The sequence below is a fragment of the Halomonas alkalisoli genome (assembly GCF_021412585.1).
Taxonomy (GTDB): domain Bacteria; phylum Pseudomonadota; class Gammaproteobacteria; order Pseudomonadales; family Halomonadaceae; genus Halomonas; species Halomonas alkalisoli.
Window position 1 is genome coordinate 56,694 of sequence record NZ_JAKCMI010000018.1, and the last position, 16,789, is coordinate 73,482.

Sequence of the window (16,789 nt, forward strand, 5' to 3'; positions counted from 1 at the left end):
GATTGCCTGAACTTTAGTCGAACACTTGAAGAAAAGGCCAGTACGAGCAATACTGTTTGGAAACAGCGTTCGTAAAGGTTCGTCGTTTACATTCAACTTTCTGCAGAGCATGCCGATAACAGGTATATGGTTACTTTTCGACTAGCCTCTGACCTATCGAGGGATGTTCGGCCATGACAAGTCCCCTCTGCCTACTGTTCGATTGTGATGGAACCCTGGTGGACAGCGAACCGCTGCTGGCTGCCGAGATGGCCATCAGCCTGACGAGGCTGGGCTTGCCCTTTCAGGCCAGTGACTATATCGGCGAATTCCGCGGTAGCCGCTTTCGCAATATCGTGACGGTACTTGAGGATCGCTACGGCAGCGTGGACCCGCTACACCTGGCCGAGACCGAGACCGAGATGCGCAGCAATCTCAACCGTCGCCTCGAAACCGAGCTGGTGGCGATCACGGGTGCGACCGAGGCCTTGATGGCACTGGCCGACTTTCCCTGCGGCGTAGTGTCCAACGGGCCCGAGAACAAGATTCAAACCTCCCTCAAGGCCATCGGTCTGGCCGATCACTTCGGCAATAATCTCTTCAGCGGCTATACCGCCAACTGCTGGAAACCCGACCCCCGGCTCTACCTGCACGCGGCCAGCCGGATGGGCTTCGACGCCGAGGATTGCGTCGCCATCGACGACGCCATGGTGGGGGTCAAGGCCGCCCTGGATGCGGGGATGACGGTCATCCACCTCAACCGTTTCCCCGATGTGGAAGAAACCCCCGAAGGGGCCATCATGATCAGCAGCATGTACCAGCTGCCCACCGTGATCGGTCATCTCCTGCACCATCGCGCCATGGACAACCGTCTGGCCGCCTATAGCCGCTGAGCCTTGCCGGCAGCCGCATATCCTCTACCCGCCGGCCTTGCGCCACCGTTATTCACCGCAGGAGCCTGTGGCGATGCAGTCCGCGCCCCTGGGCGGTATCATCTGGCCATCCCTTTTTCGTACAAGGAGTTCCCATGGCCTCTCTGCGGGACCAGCTGCATGGCCTGGTCTATTCCACCGAGCACGGCGATATTTGCCCGAACTGCCGCCAGCCGCAGGCCGACTGCTGCTGCGCCGAGGCCGCCGAGCAGGCTCGCATCGAGGCGCTGGACGGCGTCGTGCGCATTCGCCGGGAAACCAGCGGGCGCAAGGGCAAGGGCGTGACCACGGTTACCGGCATCCCTCTGCCCGATGCCGAACTGAAGGCCCTGGCCAAGCGTCTCAAGAAGCGCTGTGGAACCGGTGGCGCCGTCAAGGAGGGCATCATCGAGATCCAGGGCGATCATCGCGAGGTACTCAAGGCCGAGCTGGAGCGTAGCGGCTATACCGTGAAGCTGGCCGGCGGCTAGGCTCAGTCCGAAAACTGGCTGCGCTCAACCATACGGCGTTAAAAATCGGCTCAAAGTACTCATTTACACCCCGTAAACTCCGTCTTTTCGCCGATTTTTGCCTTGCCTGGTCTTCGCTCGCCGACTTTTCAGACAAAGCCTAAGCAAGGAGAATGGCATGCACGATACGACGACTGTTGCGGCGCCACCGCCGGGCAAGCCGATACTAGCGCTGGCACTGGGGCTACTGGTCATGCTGGTGCTGGCCGGCTGCGCCGGCACCCCGCAGTTCACCGAGCTGCAGGCTCGCGTGATACCACCCGATCCGCTGACGCTGAGCGACGATGCCGAGCTGAACGTACGCCTCAGCGATGCCGACGGCACCCTGGCTGAAACCACGCTCACCCACCTGGGAACGCCCCCCTGGGCGGTTTCGTTGCGCCACGACAGCCAGGCCCTCGAGGACTCCCGCTCCCCCCGGCTAAGCGCCGAGCTGCGCCAGCGGGGCGAACTGACCCACGCCACCAGCGAACCGGTACTGCTGGAAGAGAGCCACCCGGACGAGCCCGTTACCCTGTCGCTTGACCCGCGCCGGTAAGGGCCGCCGCCAAGGCATTCAGCGTCTCGCCCACCGGCGCCTCGACCTTCAGCGAGTAGAGCGCATCGGCCCGGGTATGGCCCAGGTTGAGGCAGGCGATGGGCTTGCTGGCGCGGGATGCCTGCCGCGCGAAGCGGTAACCCGAATAGACCATCAGCGACGAGCCCACGACCAGCAGCGCGCCGGCCTCGTCGACCATCGCAGTGGCACGGGCCACGCGCTCGCCGGGCACGTTGTCGCCGAAGAAGACCACGTCGGGCTTCCAGATCCCCTGGCCGCAGCGACGACACCCGGGCACCCGGAAGGTGGAAAAGTCCGCCTCCAGGTCCGCGTCACCATCGGGCCGTGCTGCTGCCTCTCGGGACAACCAGTGCGGATTGCACTCGGCCAACTCGTCGTGAAGGTCATGGCGCATGCGTAGCGCCCCGCACTGCATGCAGCGCACCTGCTCGGCGCGGCCATGCAGGTCGATGACCCGTCGCGAGCCGGCCTTCTGATGCAGCCCATCCACGTTCTGGGTGATCACCCCCGCCACCAGCCCCTCGGCTTCGAGCTGGGCCAGCGCCGTGTGGGCGATACCCGGGCGGGCCCGATGCAGGGTACGAAAGCCGACCAGCGCCCGCGCCCAGTAGCGCTGCCGCGCCGCATGGCTGCTCATGAATAGTTGGTGCTGCATCGGCGGTGAACACTTCCAGGCGCCGCTGGCATCGCGATAGTCGGGAATGCCGCTGTCGGTACTCACACCGGCCCCGGTCAACACCGCCAGTCGCGGGTAGCGAGTCAGGAAGTCCGCCAGGCGGCTGACCTCCTCCACCGGCATTGGCACGTCGCTCATCGTCTCTCCAATGTCTGCTGCAGCCGCCTTGATGCGATCAACCTTCATGCGAACAACATGGCTCTTATGGTGGTAGGTTGTCTAGAATGTCATGCTTACGTGACTATAACAGGCAAGGACGGACCCCCGATGGCCTGGCTGGAATACCTGCTTCCCCTGATCTTCCTGTTTCCCCTCGGGGCAATGGCGGTGATCGTTATCGCCCTGCGCAACCTGCACGATGCCAGGGTACGCTCACCGTTCAACGCCCGCCCCCTGCGAGAACCCGGCCAGGCCCTGCGCGACAGGCTCGACCGCGCCTTCGCCGCCCTGTTCCTGGATGGCGCCCTGGGGCCGATCCTGTCACTGGCGCCGCTGGTCTACGGCATGGGCCGCATGCTCTTTGCCAACCGGCAGAACTGGCTGGAATGGGCCCTCTACGGCGCACTCAGCACCGTGCTGGTGCTGGTCTACTGCTTCCTGCTGATTCGCGACTTCCAGCTTATCCGTCGCATCAAGCTGGGCCTGGCCTGCGAACTCGCCGTGGGCCAGGAACTGGAGCGGCTGATTCATCCCGAGGCCCACCCCTACTACGTCTTCCACGACGTGCCCACCGACACCGATACCATCGACCATGTCGCCGTCACCCCCCATGGCGTCTTCGTCGTCGAGACTCGCGCCCGCACGCGCCCGTTCACGGCGGACGGCCGCGAGATCAATGTGGTGACCGTGGAGCCGAAGCGCCTCCGCTTCCCCGGCTGGAGCGAGCAGCAGCCCCTGGTGAAGACCCTGGGCGCCACGCGCTGGCTGGGCGAGTGGCTGGAGAGCCGCTGCGGTGCGCCGGTCCCCATCCTGGGGGTGCTGACCCTGCCCGGCTGGGACATCATCTGTGCCGGCACGCCGGAGGGGCTGATGGTGGTGAGCGGCGAATCGCTGGCCCAGCAGTTGGGCGAGAAGCAGCTGGGTCAGATCGATGACGACATGCACGACAAGGTGATCGCGGCGCTCATCGAACGCGCTGCCGAACTGGAGAAGAATACGCCGTTGAACGCCCCCTCCATCTGAGGGGCTGCTCGATCGAGGGCGGCGATGCTTAGCCGGAGGCCAGGCGGCCGCGGTCCTGGCGGGCCTTCACATCCTCAGTCCCCCCGCAGCCGACCGCCCATCTCCTGGGCCAGGTCCACCGCATAGTGGTCGGTCATGCCGCCGATGAAGTCGAGCATGCGCCGATAGCTGTCGTACAGCGTCCAGGAGGGGCGCGGCGTGTTCTCGCCGACCAGCGCCAGCACCCGCTGGTGCTTGAAGCTGGACTCACCGGTGTAGTGCAGCTCGTGGGCCGCACCGATGAAGGCTTCCAGCAGGATGCCGAGGGTGGTGTAGGCGCCGATCTCCAGCTTGGCCTTGCGCTCGTTCTGGAAGATACGCTCGCGGGCCAGCTGCTTGGCCGCCGCCACCCCCCAGCCCAGGTCGGGGTGACAGAGCTCCAGCAGGTCGCTGGTCAGGGTACCGTTGAGCAGCGCCGTCTCATGGTCGACGAAGACCGCCCCCACATCGTTGACCGCCCGCTCCATGGCCGCGCCGCGCAGGGCGGCGATACGCCGACGCTGGGAGACGCCGCTGCGCTCCATGGCGGCATAGTCCGGCGGGGCGTCGCCGGCGATCTGCAGCAGCACGTCGGCCACCTCGTCGAAGCGCAGGATACCCATTTCCAGGCCGTCCTCCAGGTCGAGCAGGGCGTAGCAGATGTCGTCGGCCGCCTCGACCAGCCAGGCCAGCGGGTGACGACACCAGCGCCCCTCGCCCCGGGGCACCAGGCCCAGGCGGTCGGCCACCTCGGCCAGCAGCGCCTTCTCGCTCTGATAGCAGCCGAACTTCCCGGCACTGCCCCCATACTCCACCGTCCAGGGGTACTTCAAGAGTGTCCCCAGCGTCGCCGTGGTCAGCCGCATGCCGCCACGGAACTGGTTGTACTCGATCTGGGTGACCACCCGGAACCCCTGGGCATTGCCCTCGTAGGTGAGCAGGTCGGCGCGTTCGCGCTCCGACAGCCCCTCGAGCAGCCCGCTGCCGTCGGCCTCGGCGCGCTTGAACCAGTCGCGGATGGCATACTCGCCGGCATGGCCAAAGGGCGGGTTGCCGATATCGTGCCCCAGGCAGGCCGCCTGCACGATGACGCCCATGTCGGCCGGGGTGATCCACTCCGGCAACCGCTCGCGCAGCAACTCGCCGACGATCATGCCCAGCGAGCGCCCCACGCAGCCCACCTCCAGGGAATGGGTCAACCGGGTGTGGATGTGGTCGTTGTCGGTGAGGGGGTGTACCTGGGTCTTGCGCCCCAGGCGGCGAAAGGAGCCGGAGAAGACGATCCGGTCATGATCCTTGTGGAAGGGGCTGCGGCCGATCTCGTCGCGCCCGGCCCGACTGCCGTAGAGTCGCGACGGGTCGAGCAAGCGCTGCCAGTGCATCTGCGTCATGGGCTATCTCTCCTTGAGGCCCCCATTCTGGCACCACAGTGGCGGTAAAGGCCACGCCCCGATACCGCCGTCTCACTCCCCGTCGGCCAATGCCGGCAACAGTGTCTTGAGCTTACGGGTCAGGGTGTTGCGCCCCCAGCCGAGAAGCTCCGCGGCCTCGCCCTTGCGCCCACCGGTATGCTTCAGCGCGGTCTCGATCAGGATCTTCTCGAAATCGGGAACAGCCTCTTCCAGCAGATGGGTATGGCCGGCGGCCAGGGCCCGGTCGGCCCAGTCGCGAAACGCGGCTCGCCAATCGCCGTTGCCGCTCTCCGCCGCTTCCGGCTCGCGCAGCTCCGGCGGCAGGTCCTCGACCAGCACCTCGCGGCCGGATGCCATCACCGTCAGCCAGCGGCAGGTGTTCTCCAGCTGGCGCACATTGCCGGGCCACGGCAGCCGGGTCAGGTGCGTCTCGGCATCCTTGGTGAGCACCTTGATATCGGTAGACAGCTCCTTGGCCGCCTCGGCCAGGAAGTGCCGTGCCAGCCGCGGGATGTCCTCGCGCCGCTCGGCCAGCTTCGGAAGGTGCACGCGGATCACGTTGAGGCGATGGAAAAGATCCTCGCGGAAACGACCATCCTCCACCAGGGTCTCGAGGTTCTGGTGGGTGGCGGCGATGATGCGTACATCCACCTTGACCGGGGTGTGACCGCCGACCCGGTAGAACTCGCCGTCGGCCAGCACTCGCAGCAGCCGTGTCTGGGTCTCGGCCGGCATGTCGCCGATCTCGTCGAGAAACAGGGTGCCGCCATCGGCCTGCTCGAAGCGCCCCTGGCGCTGGGCGGTGGCCCCGGTAAAGGCCCCCTTCTCGTGACCGAACAGCTCGGACTCGATCAGGTCCCGCGGTATCGCCGCCATGTTCAGCGCGATGAACGGCCTGCCCGCCCGCGGGCTGTGCTGATGCAGGGCGCGGGCCACGCGCTCCTTGCCGGTACCCGACTCACCGTTGATCAGCACCGTGATGTGGGAGTGCGACAGCCGGCCGATGGCGCGAAACACCTCCTGCATGGCCGGGGCCTCGCCGATGATCTCGGCATCCAGCCCTTCCGGCACGCTGACCGGCCGCTTGCGCTCCCGCGCATGGGCCACGGCACGACGCACCAGCGCCAGCGCCTCGTCGACGTCGAAGGGCTTCGGCAGATACTCGAAGGCTCCGCCCTGGTAGGAGGCGACGGCGCTGTCCAGGTCGGAATGCGCGGTCATCACGATGACCGGCAGGTCGGGGTGCACGTCCCGCACCCGTGACATCAGGTCCAGGCCGTCGATGCCCGGCATGCGGATGTCGGTGACCAGCACATCCGGTGGATCGTCCAGTAGTCGGCTGAGCGCCAGGTCGGCTCGCTCGATGCATTCGACTTCGAGGTCGGGCTGAGCCAGGGCGCGCTCCAGCACCCAGCGAATGGCGCGATCGTCATCGACGACAGCGACACGTGCGACATCAGTCATGGCGCCTCTCCAGGGGAATAAGCAAGCGGAATTCGGTATGGCCAGGGCGGGATTCGCATTCGATCAAGCCCTGGTGTTGATGCAGGATGCCCTGGGCAATGGACAATCCCAGTCCACTGCCCTCGGCACGGCCCGATACCATGGGGTAGAAGAGCGTCTCCTGCAGGCTCTCGGGAACGCCGGGACCGTTGTCGATCAGCGCCACCTCACAGACCAGGCGATGGCGTTCGGCACCCAGGGTGAACTGGCGCCGCGCCCGGGTTCGCATCAGCAGGTGCGGCTGATCGGTGCCGTCCTCGGCCATGGCCTCCACGGCGTTACGTGCCACGTTGAGCACGGCCTGGATCATCTGCGCCTCGTCACCCGGGAAGTCTGGCAGGCTGGGGTCGTAGTCGCGCTCCACCACCACGCCGGGGGTCTCGGCAATCAGCAGCGTGCGTACTCGCTCCAGCACTCTATGGATATTGAGCGGCTCATGGCGTACCAGCTTGTTGGGCCCCAGCATGCTGTCGACCAGGTCGCGCAGGCGGTCCACTTCCTCGATGATGATACGGGTGAACTCGGCCAGGTCGGGGTCATCGAGATCACGCTCCAGCAGCTGGGCGGCGCCGCGAATACCGCCCAGCGGATTCTTGACCTCGTGGGCCAGGCCGCGCGAAAGAACCTTGATCGCCTCCTGGCGGTTGAGCAGCGCCTCCTCCCGGGAGATACGCAGCAGACGGTCGCGTGGCTCCATCTCGACCAGAAGCTCCTCGTCCGAGAGCGGCGTGACGGTATAGTCCACGGTGATCACCGCACCGGTGACGAGGGACAGCCTCACCTCCCGCTGGGTGAAGGGATGACCGTCATCGCGGGACTTGGCCAGCACTGCACTCATTCCGTCATCCTCGGCGACCAACGCCGACAGGCGCATCCCTTCCACGCGCCCCAGGCTGACCGCCAGCAGCGCTTCGGCGGAAGGATTCATCCAGCTCACGCACAGCCTGCTATCCAGCAGCAGCACCGCAGTGGTGAGATGTTCCATCAGGCGTCGGTACATTGGCCTTCCCTTGGTGTAGACGTGCACCCGTTTCGCGCATTCCGTGAATCCCGGCAAACGACTCGGGCTCCCTTGGCTACCCTAGCGACCCATAGCTATCCATACGTGTAGCAAGAACCTAGCAAGAACCGCGCCAACCTTGAAAAGCGCGGCTCGGCGCCGTTTCAGGGCATTATGGCAGCCATGGAGTGCACTATCATGGTGCACGAAAGAAGTGTCCACCGACTCGGAACGGGTTAACGCTCACCCGTGGGGCACGAATGGGCAAGGCCGGGCGAGCCCGGGGCGCGCTTGCCTCAGCCGGCAGGAGAGCGCTGAACATGGAGGGTCACCGGCTGGGTGCGATGACGAATATCCCCGCTCGCATCCAGCAATTCGGCCTGAATCACGTACTGGCCACGATCGAGATCGGTGAGCATGAAGGCAGTGGTATGCATCTCGGTCTGGCTCACCCTGCCATCGACCAGCAGCCGGACCCGGTGGTCGGGCCGCAGCTCGGGCTCGATGGCAAGCTCCACCTGCACGTTACCCGCGTAGCTGGCGGCCAGGTCGGCCCCATGCGCTGGCGACAGGATACGAAAGGCATCGTAGGGCATGAACGGCTGCCCCGGAGACTCGCTGACCCGCGGCGCGACGCCCTCCACCCGCGGCGGCTCTGAACTTCCCGACAGGCTCCGGGATGGCACCACGGTGAGCGGCGTCAGCTCCACCGGCTCGCCACCTCCGTCCGGACTATCGCTGAAGATCACATTGCCCTGGGAGTCGACGGTGCGATAGATGGTCGTCGCCAGGGTAGACGTGGTGACCAGCAGCCCAACCATTGCCAAAAGCGCCTTCTTCATGAGGATCGATCTCCTTCGTCGGCGCCCCGTACCGACTGGACGTCACGGTCAGCTGCCTGTCATATCAAGCCATGGTTCAAGTGTACGACAAAAAGGGGCTCCGCCAAGACGGAGCCCCTGTGATTGCAGAACACGATTCCCGACACGCTTGCCTGACACGACTGCCTGACACTAGCGCACCCGAGTCGGCTCGGGCGGCCCGACCCAGCGATATGGGTCGGACACGTCGGCCTGCTTCAGCAGCTGTAGTACATGTCGAACTCGACCGGATGCGTGCTCATGCGAATACGCTCCACGTCTTCCATCTTGAGCTCAATGTAGGCATCGATCATGTCGTCGGTGAAGACGCCACCTTCCGTGAGGAAGGCACGATCGGCATCCAGCGCTTCCAGCGCCTGATCCAGGCTGTTGGCCACGGTGGGCACGGCCTTGCCTTCTTCCGGCGGCAGGTCGTACAGGTTCTTGTCCATGGCATCGCCGGGGTGGATCTTGTTCTTGATGCCGTCGATACCGGCCATCAGCATCGCCGCGAAGCACAGGTAAGGGTTGGCGGTCGGATCCGGGAAACGAAGCTCGACGCGCTTGCCCTTGGGGCTAGCGGTATAGGGAATACGGATGGAGGCAGAGCGGTTGCGGGCGCTGTAGGCCAGCATCACCGGAGCTTCGAAGCCCGGCACCAGGCGCTTATAGGAGTTGGTCGAAGCATTGGTGAAGGCGTTCAGGGCGCGGGCGTGCTTGATGACGCCGCCAATGTAGTAGAGCGCCATCTCGGACAGCCCGGCGTACTGGTCGCCGGCGAACTGGTTGACGCCATCCTTCCAGAACGACTGGTGCACGTGCATGCCGGAACCGTTGTCACCAACCAGCGGCTTGGGCATGAAGGTCGCGGTCTTGCCATAGGCGTGAGCCACGTTGTGCACGACGTACTTCATCTCCTGAAGCTCATCGGCCTTCTTCACCAGGGTGTTGAACTTGACGCCGATCTCGTTCTGGCCGGCGTTGGCCACCTCGTGGTGATGCACTTCGACGGTCTGGCCGATCGCTTCCAGGGTGTTGCACATGGCACCACGAATATCGTGGAAGCTGTCCACCGGGGGTACCGGGAAGTAGCCGCCCTTGACCCGCGGACGGTGGGCCAGGTTGCCGCCCTCGACCTGACGGTCGGTAGACCAGGCACCCTCTTCAGAGGAGATCTTGAACATCGCCCCTTCGATGTCGGTCTTCCAGTGCACCTCGTCGAAGATGAAGAATTCCGGCTCCGGGCCGAAGAAGGCGGTATCGCCCAGGCCGCTGGACTGCAGGTAGGCTTCCGCGCGCTTGGCGATGGAGCGCGGGTCGCGCTCGTAGCCCTGCATGGTGGCGGGCTCGATGATGTCGCAGCGCAGCACGATGGTAGCGTCTTCGGTGAACGGATCGAGGAAGGCGGTACCGTCTTCCGGGCGCAGGATCATGTCCGACTCGTTGATGCCTTTCCAGCCGGAGATGGAGGAGCCATCGAACATCTGGCCGTTCTCGAAAAATTCTTCGTCCACGTCACGCGCGGGAATGGTGACGTGCTGCTCCTTGCCTTTGGTGTCGGTGAAGCGCAGGTCAACCCACTTCACGTCGTTTTCTTCGATCAGGGCGAGAGTCTTGGCAGACATGATGTCCTCCATTAAGAGCGAGTTTGGCTCGATTCGTTGGCTGATGATCCACTGGCGCTGGGTTCGATCCAGCGCATGTTGTAGCACGCTGTGAGCTTGATGCCCACGATCACCATGCACGGGCATGGGAGCTGGCCAACCTAATGCAGGCTGCGTGCCAACATTGCACCATCACAACCCATACTTTTTTAACCAACTGTTTTGAAATTATTTTTTGATCCACCAAACTGCCCTGCCTTGCACCAGTAATGCAATCCGACCCATCCGGCAGGGTGGAGAGGGGTATTTGTGCACCATAATCGAACGAAATCAGTGCGGCCTGCACCGTATTGATGCAGACCTTCTCTCCCATCCCCTTGCTGATAGCGGCTTCATGGTCAAGAACCATCCTCCTCATTAGCGTTTAATTTTCGTCTAACGCAGCGTTTGAGGGGGTGCGGCGCAGCAGATAGTGTCGTCGGCCATCCATTTCGTCAGCAAAACAATACACGGAAGGAATGGAATTCAAGCAAATGTTCTGTCCAGAGCCTTGATCACCCACCCGAACCGTCATCCACACGACAAGACGTACTCGACATGACCGATATGCCACGCAAGAACTTCTGGTCGGGGGTCGGTGTTGCCGCTGTCGCAGCCTTCCTGCTCGCCTGGGTCATCCCGACCTTTGGCGGCCGTGGCTTCGCCATCGGCATGCCGCCCAAGGCGCTGGCCACCCTCGGCGCCTGGCTGATGCTCGGCTGCGCCGGCCTGCTGATCCTCGTCAGCGCCATTGCCCTCAAGCGCGCCAGGGAGCCCTTCTTCGCCCTCCCCGCCGCCGGCCACCTCTGGCACCAGACGTGGCCGTTTCTGTATGTGCTGGGCTTCATCCTGCTGATCGATCGCTTTCCGTTGACCTGGGTCGCGCCGCTGTTGATCGGCGGCCTGCTGCTGCTGCTCGGCGAGCGCCGCTGGCACGTGGTGCTGCTCACCGCCACGATCCCGGCGGCCGGCCTCTATGGCCTGACCGCCCATCTGATGCGTATTGGAGTGGTGTGACATGATCGGTTTCGACGCCATTCTCGCCTCCTTCGCCGCCGCCCTGCACTATGAGTCCATCGTCATCATCCTCGGCGGCGTGCTGCTCGGTTATGTCGTCGGGGTGATCCCCGGCCTCAACCGGGCCGTGGCCATCGCCATCGCCATTCCGCTGACCTTCTACATGTCGCCCTATGCCGCCATCGCCTTCCTGATCGGCCTGTCCAAGGGCACCGCCGCCGGCAGCGCGGTGTCGGCCATCCTGCTCAATACCCCGGGCGAGCCCTCGTCGGCGGCCACCTGCCTCGATGGCTATCCCATGGCCCGCGACGGCAAGCCGCGCAAGGCGCTGAAGGTGGGCCTGCTGGCCTCGGTGATCGGCGATCTGCTGGCCACCCTGCTGTTGATCGTGGTGGTCATCCCGTTTGCCTCGGTGGCGCTGAAGTTCGGGCCCTATGAGCTGGCCGCCATCCTGATCTTCGCCCTGGTGTTCATCGCCGCCATGGCCGGGGGGTCCTTCCTCAAGGGCCTGGCCGCGGGGGGCATGGGGATCATTCTCGGCACCGTGGGCCTGGACCCGGAAACCGGGGCCGCTCGCTTGACCTTCGGCTACGCCGAGCTGATGGAGGGCGTGCCGATCCTGCCGCTGGTGATCGGTACCCTGGCCCTGGCCGAGATGTTCGTGCAGCTCGACGAGTATCGCCGCAACAAGGGCGCCAGCGTGATCAAGCTGAGCCACGACAAGGCGGACGATCTCTCCTATCAGGAGTTCAAGGGCACCCTGCCGACCATCCTCAAGAGTACCGGCGTGGGGGCCTTCGTCGGCGCGCTGCCGGGCCTGGGGCCCTCCGTCGGGGCGTTCATGGCCTATGGCCTGGCCAAGCGTTCGGCCAAGGATCCCGACAGCTTCGGCAAGGGCAATCCCAACGGCATCGCCGCCGCCGAGGCGTCGGACAATGCGGTGATCCCGGCCAGCTATATCCCGCTGTTCGGCCTGGGCATTCCCGGCAGCGTCTCGGCCGCCCTGCTGGTGGGGGCCTTCATGATCCACGGTATCCAGGTGGGGCCGCTGATGCTCCGCGACCATCCGGAAATGCTCTTCACGCTGTTCTCGGGGATGATCGTGGCGAGCCTGTTGATGCTGGCGGTGGGCTGGTATGGCCTGCGGATCTTCGCCCGGGTCACCAGCGTGCCGCCGCATATCGTCATTGCGGTGGTGATCTTCCTCTGCCTGGCCGGCATCCAGGTGCAGGGCTATGGCACCTTCGGCCTGATCACGGTGTTCGTCTTCGCGATCTTCGGCTACTTCCTGAAGAAGTTCGACTACTCCTTCGTCACCTTCCTGGTGGCCTTCATCGTTACCCCGATGCTGGAGATGAACCTGCGCCAGTCGGTGATCCTGTCGGGCGGTGAGATCGGCATCCTGCTGGAAAGGCCCATTGCCCTGGCCTTCGTCATCCTGACGGTCGTGATGGTGCTGCACCTTGGCTGGAGCAGCTACCGCCGCCGGATGCAGGCGCGCTTCAAGGCCAGGGCCGGCCGTTGAGTCGGCCGTACCGCAACGAAGCAAGACCGCAACGCACGACCACGACGCAAGACAACAGAGCAAGACCACGACGCAAAACAACGAAGCAATAAAGAGGGTTCCACCATGAAAATGAAGCTGCTCACGACCGCCATCCTCTCGTCCGCCATGGCATTCGGCATGGCCGGCGCGGCCCAGGCCGACGAGTTCCCCACCAAGCCGCTGACCCTGGTGGTCGGCTTCGGCGCCGGCGGCAGCACCGATATCCAGGCCCGGGTGCTGGCCAACGTACTGGAAGAGGAGCTGGGTCAGCCGGTCAACGTGGTCAACCAGCCGGGGGCCGGCGGTGGCGTGGCACTGGCACGCCTGGCCAACAACACCGACGAGGGCTACACCTTCGTCTTCGGCACCTCCATGACCATCACCTTCGGTCCGCTCTCCACCGAGACCACCTATCAGCTGGACGACTTCCGCTACGTGGCCGGCGTGACCCTGGGCCAGTCGGCCATGGTCACCGGTGAAGACCGTGAGTTCGGCGATACCTGGGAAGGCCTGATCGAGTATGCCCGCGAGAACCCGGGCACCAGCTACGCCACCCAGACCGCGCTGGATCGCATGATCATCGAGTACATCGCCCGTCAGGAAGGCCTCGAGCTGCGCATCGTGCCCACCGCTGGCGGGGCCGGCATGGCGCCGCTGATCCTGTCGGGGGATGTCGATTTCGGCTACAGCGGCGGCACCCACTCCGGCTATGCCGACAGCGGCGAGATGCCGGTGCTGCTGAGCCTGGCCGAGGATCGCCTGGTGGCCTTCCCCGACGCCCCGACCGTACAGGAAGCCGGCTACGACCTGGATACCTCCGACTTCCGCGTGGTAGTGGTGCCGAAGAATACCCCCGACGCCCATGTGGAACGCCTTGCCGAAGCCCTGGAAGCCGCCACCCAGGACGAGCGCTTCATCGAGATCACCGAGGAGCGCATCCTGATGCCGGTTCACTTCATCGGTGAGGAGGAAGCCACAGAGATGCTCCATGCCCAGTCGGAGAGCTATCGCCAGCTGCTCAAGGCGATGGGCGGGGTTCCCGACGACGAGTAAAGCCACACTCGAACCGGATAACCGCGCCGGACAACCAGACGCAGCGGCTCAGGCGCGCTCGATCGATACGCGAGCCTGGCAGGCCTGTAGGCGCTCGATCAGCTCCGGCAGGGCGCCGTGTTCAAGCACGGGGTCGAAGCCACCGATACGATCGAACCAGTCGCGTGTCACACAGAAGGTGTCGGTAGGCGATGCCCGATGCAACCGGCTCAGCAGTCGCATCAGTCGCATCAGTCGCATCAGTGCGCTCTGCCGCCGCGCCTGCAAGACCACGGCATCCCACTCCTGCCGGCCCAGGACGCCGAGCTGATTGGCCAGCCATCGATGAAAGCCGCCCTGGCCCAGGCCGGGAAAGAACAGCAGCTCGCCATGGCTGGCCGCCACGGCAACGTTGAGCCGCTCCCCCAGCGGGCAGGGACGAGAGGAGACCAGGGTGACACCGAAACGGCAGGCCAGCCCCGGCAAGCGGCGATCGCCGGTATCGTCGACCACCAGCACCTCATGCTTCCCCCCCCCGTAGCGCATGACACGATGCAGCGCGTCCAGATGTCGTGGCAGCTGGGCGCCGAACGAGCGGGCATCGAGAAGAACACTGCTCGTATACATGGCTGCCGACTCCTGGACAGCAAGCCAGAATGCGAGCTTGCCGGGCACGGGAAAGAAAAGCATTGTTAGTTAACGTATCATCAAGTGTACAAAGGCATCCAAAAGTATCCAGACTGGTTTTCATCGCACCGATCTCGCCAATTCCATCCGCTGCATACCAGCAGAACGGGCAGTCCGGCGTCAGCCGCAAGGAGGCCCTGGCCCTACTGCGACCTGAGAAGCGCCTACCACGAGGGCCCGATACTGAGGTTCTGCTATTCGCCTACCTTCCTAGTCTGTACAATGCGCCTCCACTCTCCCTACCCCCGCGCCTAGGGTACTTTCTTGATATGTGTACATAGGTGCGTAGATGATGACGAGCCACAACCTATGAGCACAGCCGTTCCCTCTCAGATCGAGAGTCTTCGCAATATCGCCATTATTGCCCACGTCGACCATGGCAAGACCACCCTGGTCGACAAGCTCCTCAGCCAGTCCGGCACGCTGGACCGCAAGGCCGAGGGGCAAGAGCGCGTGATGGATTCCAACGACCAGGAAAAGGAACGCGGCATCACCATCCTGGCCAAGAACACCGCGATTCGCTGGCAGGCGCCCAACGCCGACCAGGTCTACCACATCAACATCGTCGACACCCCGGGACACGCCGATTTCGGTGGCGAGGTCGAGCGCGTGATGTCCATGGTCGACTCGGTGCTGCTGCTGGTGGACGCCGTCGACGGCCCCATGCCCCAGACCCGCTTCGTGACCCAGAAGGCCTTTGCCCAGGGCCTCAAGCCGATCGTGGTGGTCAACAAGATCGACCGCCCCGGCGCGCGCCCCGACTGGGTCATCGACCAGATCTTCGACCTGTTCGACAATCTCGGCGCCACCGATGAGCAGCTCGACTTCCCGATCATCTACTGCTCGGCGCTCAACGGCATCGCCGGCCTGGACCCGGAAGAGCTGGCCGACGACATGACGCCGATGCTGCAGTCCATCGTCGACATCGTCGAGCCACCCAAGGTCGAACTGGACGGCCCGTTCCAGATGCAGATCTCGGCGCTCGACTACAACAGCTATGTCGGCGTCATCGGCCTGGGCCGCATCAAGCGCGGCAGCGTGCGCCCCAACCAGCAGATCACCGTGATCAGCACCGACGGCACCACCCGCAAGGGCAAGATCGGCCAGGTGATGACCCACATGGGCCTGGAGCGCGTGCAGACCGAGCAGGCCGATGCCGGCGATATCGTCTGCATCACCGGCATCGACAACCTGTCGATCTCCGACACCCTGTGCGACCAGGCTGCCGTCGAGGCCCTGCCGCCGCTGTCGGTGGACGAGCCCACGGTCTCCATGACCTTCCAGGTCAACGACTCGCCCTTCGCCGGCCGCGACGGCAAGTACGTCACCAGCCGCAACATCAAGGAGCGTCTCGACCAGGAGCTGATCCACAACGTGGCGCTGCGGGTCGAGCCCGGCGAGACCCCCGAGAAATTCAAGGTGTCCGGCCGCGGCGAACTGCACCTCTCGGTGCTGATCGAGACCATGCGCCGCGAAGGCTTCGAGCTGGCTGTCGGCCGCCCCGAGGTGATCATCAAGGAGATCGACGGCGTCAAGCAGGAGCCGTACGAAGAGGTGATCATCGACTGCGAGGAGCAGCACCAGGGCGCCGTCATGGAGGAGCTCGGCTATCGCAAGGGCGAGCTGACCAACATGAACCCCGACGGCAAGGGCCGTGTGCGCCTGGACTTCATGATCCCCGCGCGTGGCCTGATCGGCTTCCGCGGCCAGTTCCTGACCCTGACCTCGGGCACTGGCATTCTCACCAGCCGCTTCGACCACTACGGCCCGCTGAAGCCCGACGCCTCCATCGAGCGGCGCAACGGCGTGCTGGTCTCCATGGTCGACGGCAAGGCCCTGGCCTACGCGCTCTATGCCCTGCAGGAGCGTGGCAAGCTGATCATCGACCACGCCACCGAGGTCTACGAGGGCATGCTGGTCGGCATCAACAACCGCGCCAGCGACATGGTGGTCAACCCCACCAAGGGCAAGAAGCTCGACAACATGCGCTCCACCGGCAACGACGAGAACATCGTCCTGACCCCGCCGGTGAAATTCTCACTGGAGCAGGCCATCGAGTTCCTCGACTCCGACGAGCTGGTCGAGATCACGCCCAACCATATTCGCCTGCGCAAGAAGTTCCTCAAGGAAAACGAGCGCAAGCGCGCCAAGAAGTAAGCGCTACTCGCCCAGTCCAACGACACCCGCCCTTCGGCGGGTGTCGTCGTATGGTACGAACGACTTGGCCGTCGTCA

General features: G+C 64.5%; 16 protein-coding genes. 8 read left to right on the plus strand and 8 right to left on the minus strand.

Annotated elements, in window-relative coordinates:
• The first annotated feature begins 173 nt into the window (after window positions 1-173).
• The 3 genes from LY622_RS05485 (at window position 174) to LY622_RS05495 (ending at window position 1,958) form a co-directional block, all read left to right on the plus strand.
• Window positions 174-872, plus strand: a complete 699-nt coding sequence (locus tag LY622_RS05485) for an HAD family hydrolase (protein WP_234280498.1) — start codon at window positions 174-176, stop codon at window positions 870-872.
• A gap of 134 nt (window positions 873-1,006) precedes the next feature.
• A complete protein-coding gene (locus tag LY622_RS05490) occupies window positions 1,007-1,381 on the plus strand; it encodes a translation initiation factor Sui1 (protein WP_234289965.1) in 375 nt (124 codons plus the stop codon).
• Window positions 1,382-1,538: 157 nt separating this feature from the next.
• A complete protein-coding gene (locus tag LY622_RS05495) occupies window positions 1,539-1,958 on the plus strand; it encodes a YbaY family lipoprotein (RefSeq protein WP_234289966.1) in 420 nt (139 codons plus the stop codon).
• Here the strand turns inward: LY622_RS05495 and LY622_RS05500 are convergent.
• Window positions 1,930-2,793, minus strand: a complete 864-nt coding sequence (locus LY622_RS05500; protein WP_234289967.1) for an NAD-dependent protein deacetylase — start codon at window positions 2,791-2,793, stop codon at window positions 1,930-1,932. The two genes, LY622_RS05495 and LY622_RS05500, sit on opposite strands and share 29 nt — an antisense overlap.
• A gap of 129 nt (window positions 2,794-2,922) precedes the next feature.
• Here LY622_RS05500 and LY622_RS05505 point away from each other — a divergent pair, with 129 nt between their 5' ends.
• Window positions 2,923-3,837, plus strand: coding sequence for a nuclease-related domain-containing protein (locus LY622_RS05505; RefSeq protein ID WP_234289968.1), 915 nt, complete (start codon window positions 2,923-2,925; stop codon window positions 3,835-3,837).
• Window positions 3,838-3,911: 74 nt separating this feature from the next.
• Here LY622_RS05505 and LY622_RS05510 read toward each other — a convergent pair whose 3' ends face one another.
• The 6 genes from LY622_RS05510 to LY622_RS05535 all read right to left on the minus strand — a co-directional run bounded on the left by LY622_RS05510 (window position 3,912) and on the right by LY622_RS05535 (window position 10,643).
• Window positions 3,912-5,246: a deoxyguanosinetriphosphate triphosphohydrolase gene (locus LY622_RS05510; RefSeq protein WP_234280503.1), complete on the minus strand. Its 1,335-nt coding sequence runs from the start codon at window positions 5,244-5,246 to the stop codon at window positions 3,912-3,914.
• Between the two features lie 72 nt (window positions 5,247-5,318).
• The gene (gene ntrC / locus LY622_RS05515; RefSeq protein WP_234289969.1) at window positions 5,319-6,731 is read right to left on the minus strand and encodes a nitrogen regulation protein NR(I); all 1,413 of its coding nucleotides are present in this window, start codon (window positions 6,729-6,731) and stop codon (window positions 5,319-5,321) included.
• On the minus strand, window positions 6,724-7,770 hold the full coding sequence (gene glnL, locus LY622_RS05520) for a nitrogen regulation protein NR(II) (RefSeq protein WP_234289970.1): 1,047 nt from the start codon (window positions 7,768-7,770) through the stop codon (window positions 6,724-6,726). The genes ntrC and glnL overlap by 8 nt, the downstream gene beginning before the upstream one ends.
• 296 nt (window positions 7,771-8,066) lie before the next feature.
• Window positions 8,067-8,612, minus strand: a complete 546-nt coding sequence (locus LY622_RS05525) for a DUF4124 domain-containing protein (RefSeq protein ID WP_234289971.1) — start codon at window positions 8,610-8,612, stop codon at window positions 8,067-8,069.
• Between the two features lie 236 nt (window positions 8,613-8,848).
• Window positions 8,849-10,255 carry a glutamate--ammonia ligase gene (glnA, locus tag LY622_RS05530; RefSeq protein ID WP_234280507.1) on the minus strand — a complete coding sequence of 469 codons (1,407 nt, stop codon included), beginning with the start codon at window positions 10,253-10,255 and terminating at the stop codon, window positions 8,849-8,851.
• A 109-nt stretch (window positions 10,256-10,364) separates the two neighbouring features.
• Complete coding sequence (locus LY622_RS05535; RefSeq protein WP_234289972.1) at window positions 10,365-10,643, minus strand: hypothetical protein; 279 nt, start codon at window positions 10,641-10,643, stop codon at window positions 10,365-10,367.
• A gap of 188 nt (window positions 10,644-10,831) precedes the next feature.
• Between LY622_RS05535 and LY622_RS05540 the strand changes: the two genes are divergently transcribed.
• From LY622_RS05540 to LY622_RS05550, 3 genes are all read left to right on the plus strand, one after another.
• Entirely contained in the window at window positions 10,832-11,290 is a 459-nt protein-coding gene (locus LY622_RS05540) for a hypothetical protein (protein ID WP_234289973.1), read from the plus strand.
• Between the two features lies 1 nt (window position 11,291).
• Window positions 11,292-12,815, plus strand: a complete 1,524-nt coding sequence (locus LY622_RS05545; RefSeq protein ID WP_234289974.1) for a tripartite tricarboxylate transporter permease — start codon at window positions 11,292-11,294, stop codon at window positions 12,813-12,815.
• A gap of 105 nt (window positions 12,816-12,920) precedes the next feature.
• Window positions 12,921-13,889 carry a tripartite tricarboxylate transporter substrate binding protein gene (locus LY622_RS05550; RefSeq protein ID WP_234289975.1) on the plus strand — a complete coding sequence of 323 codons (969 nt, stop codon included), beginning with the start codon at window positions 12,921-12,923 and terminating at the stop codon, window positions 13,887-13,889.
• 48 nt (window positions 13,890-13,937) lie between these two features.
• On the opposite strand, the gene LY622_RS05555 is transcribed toward LY622_RS05550, so the two are convergent.
• Complete coding sequence (locus LY622_RS05555; RefSeq protein ID WP_234289976.1) at window positions 13,938-14,495, minus strand: glycosyltransferase family protein; 558 nt, start codon at window positions 14,493-14,495, stop codon at window positions 13,938-13,940.
• 369 nt (window positions 14,496-14,864) lie between these two features.
• On the opposite strand from LY622_RS05555, the gene typA reads away from it, so the two are divergent.
• Window positions 14,865-16,712, plus strand: a complete 1,848-nt coding sequence (gene typA / locus LY622_RS05560) for a translational GTPase TypA (protein WP_114479479.1) — start codon at window positions 14,865-14,867, stop codon at window positions 16,710-16,712.
• Window positions 16,713-16,789 lie beyond the last annotated feature (77 nt).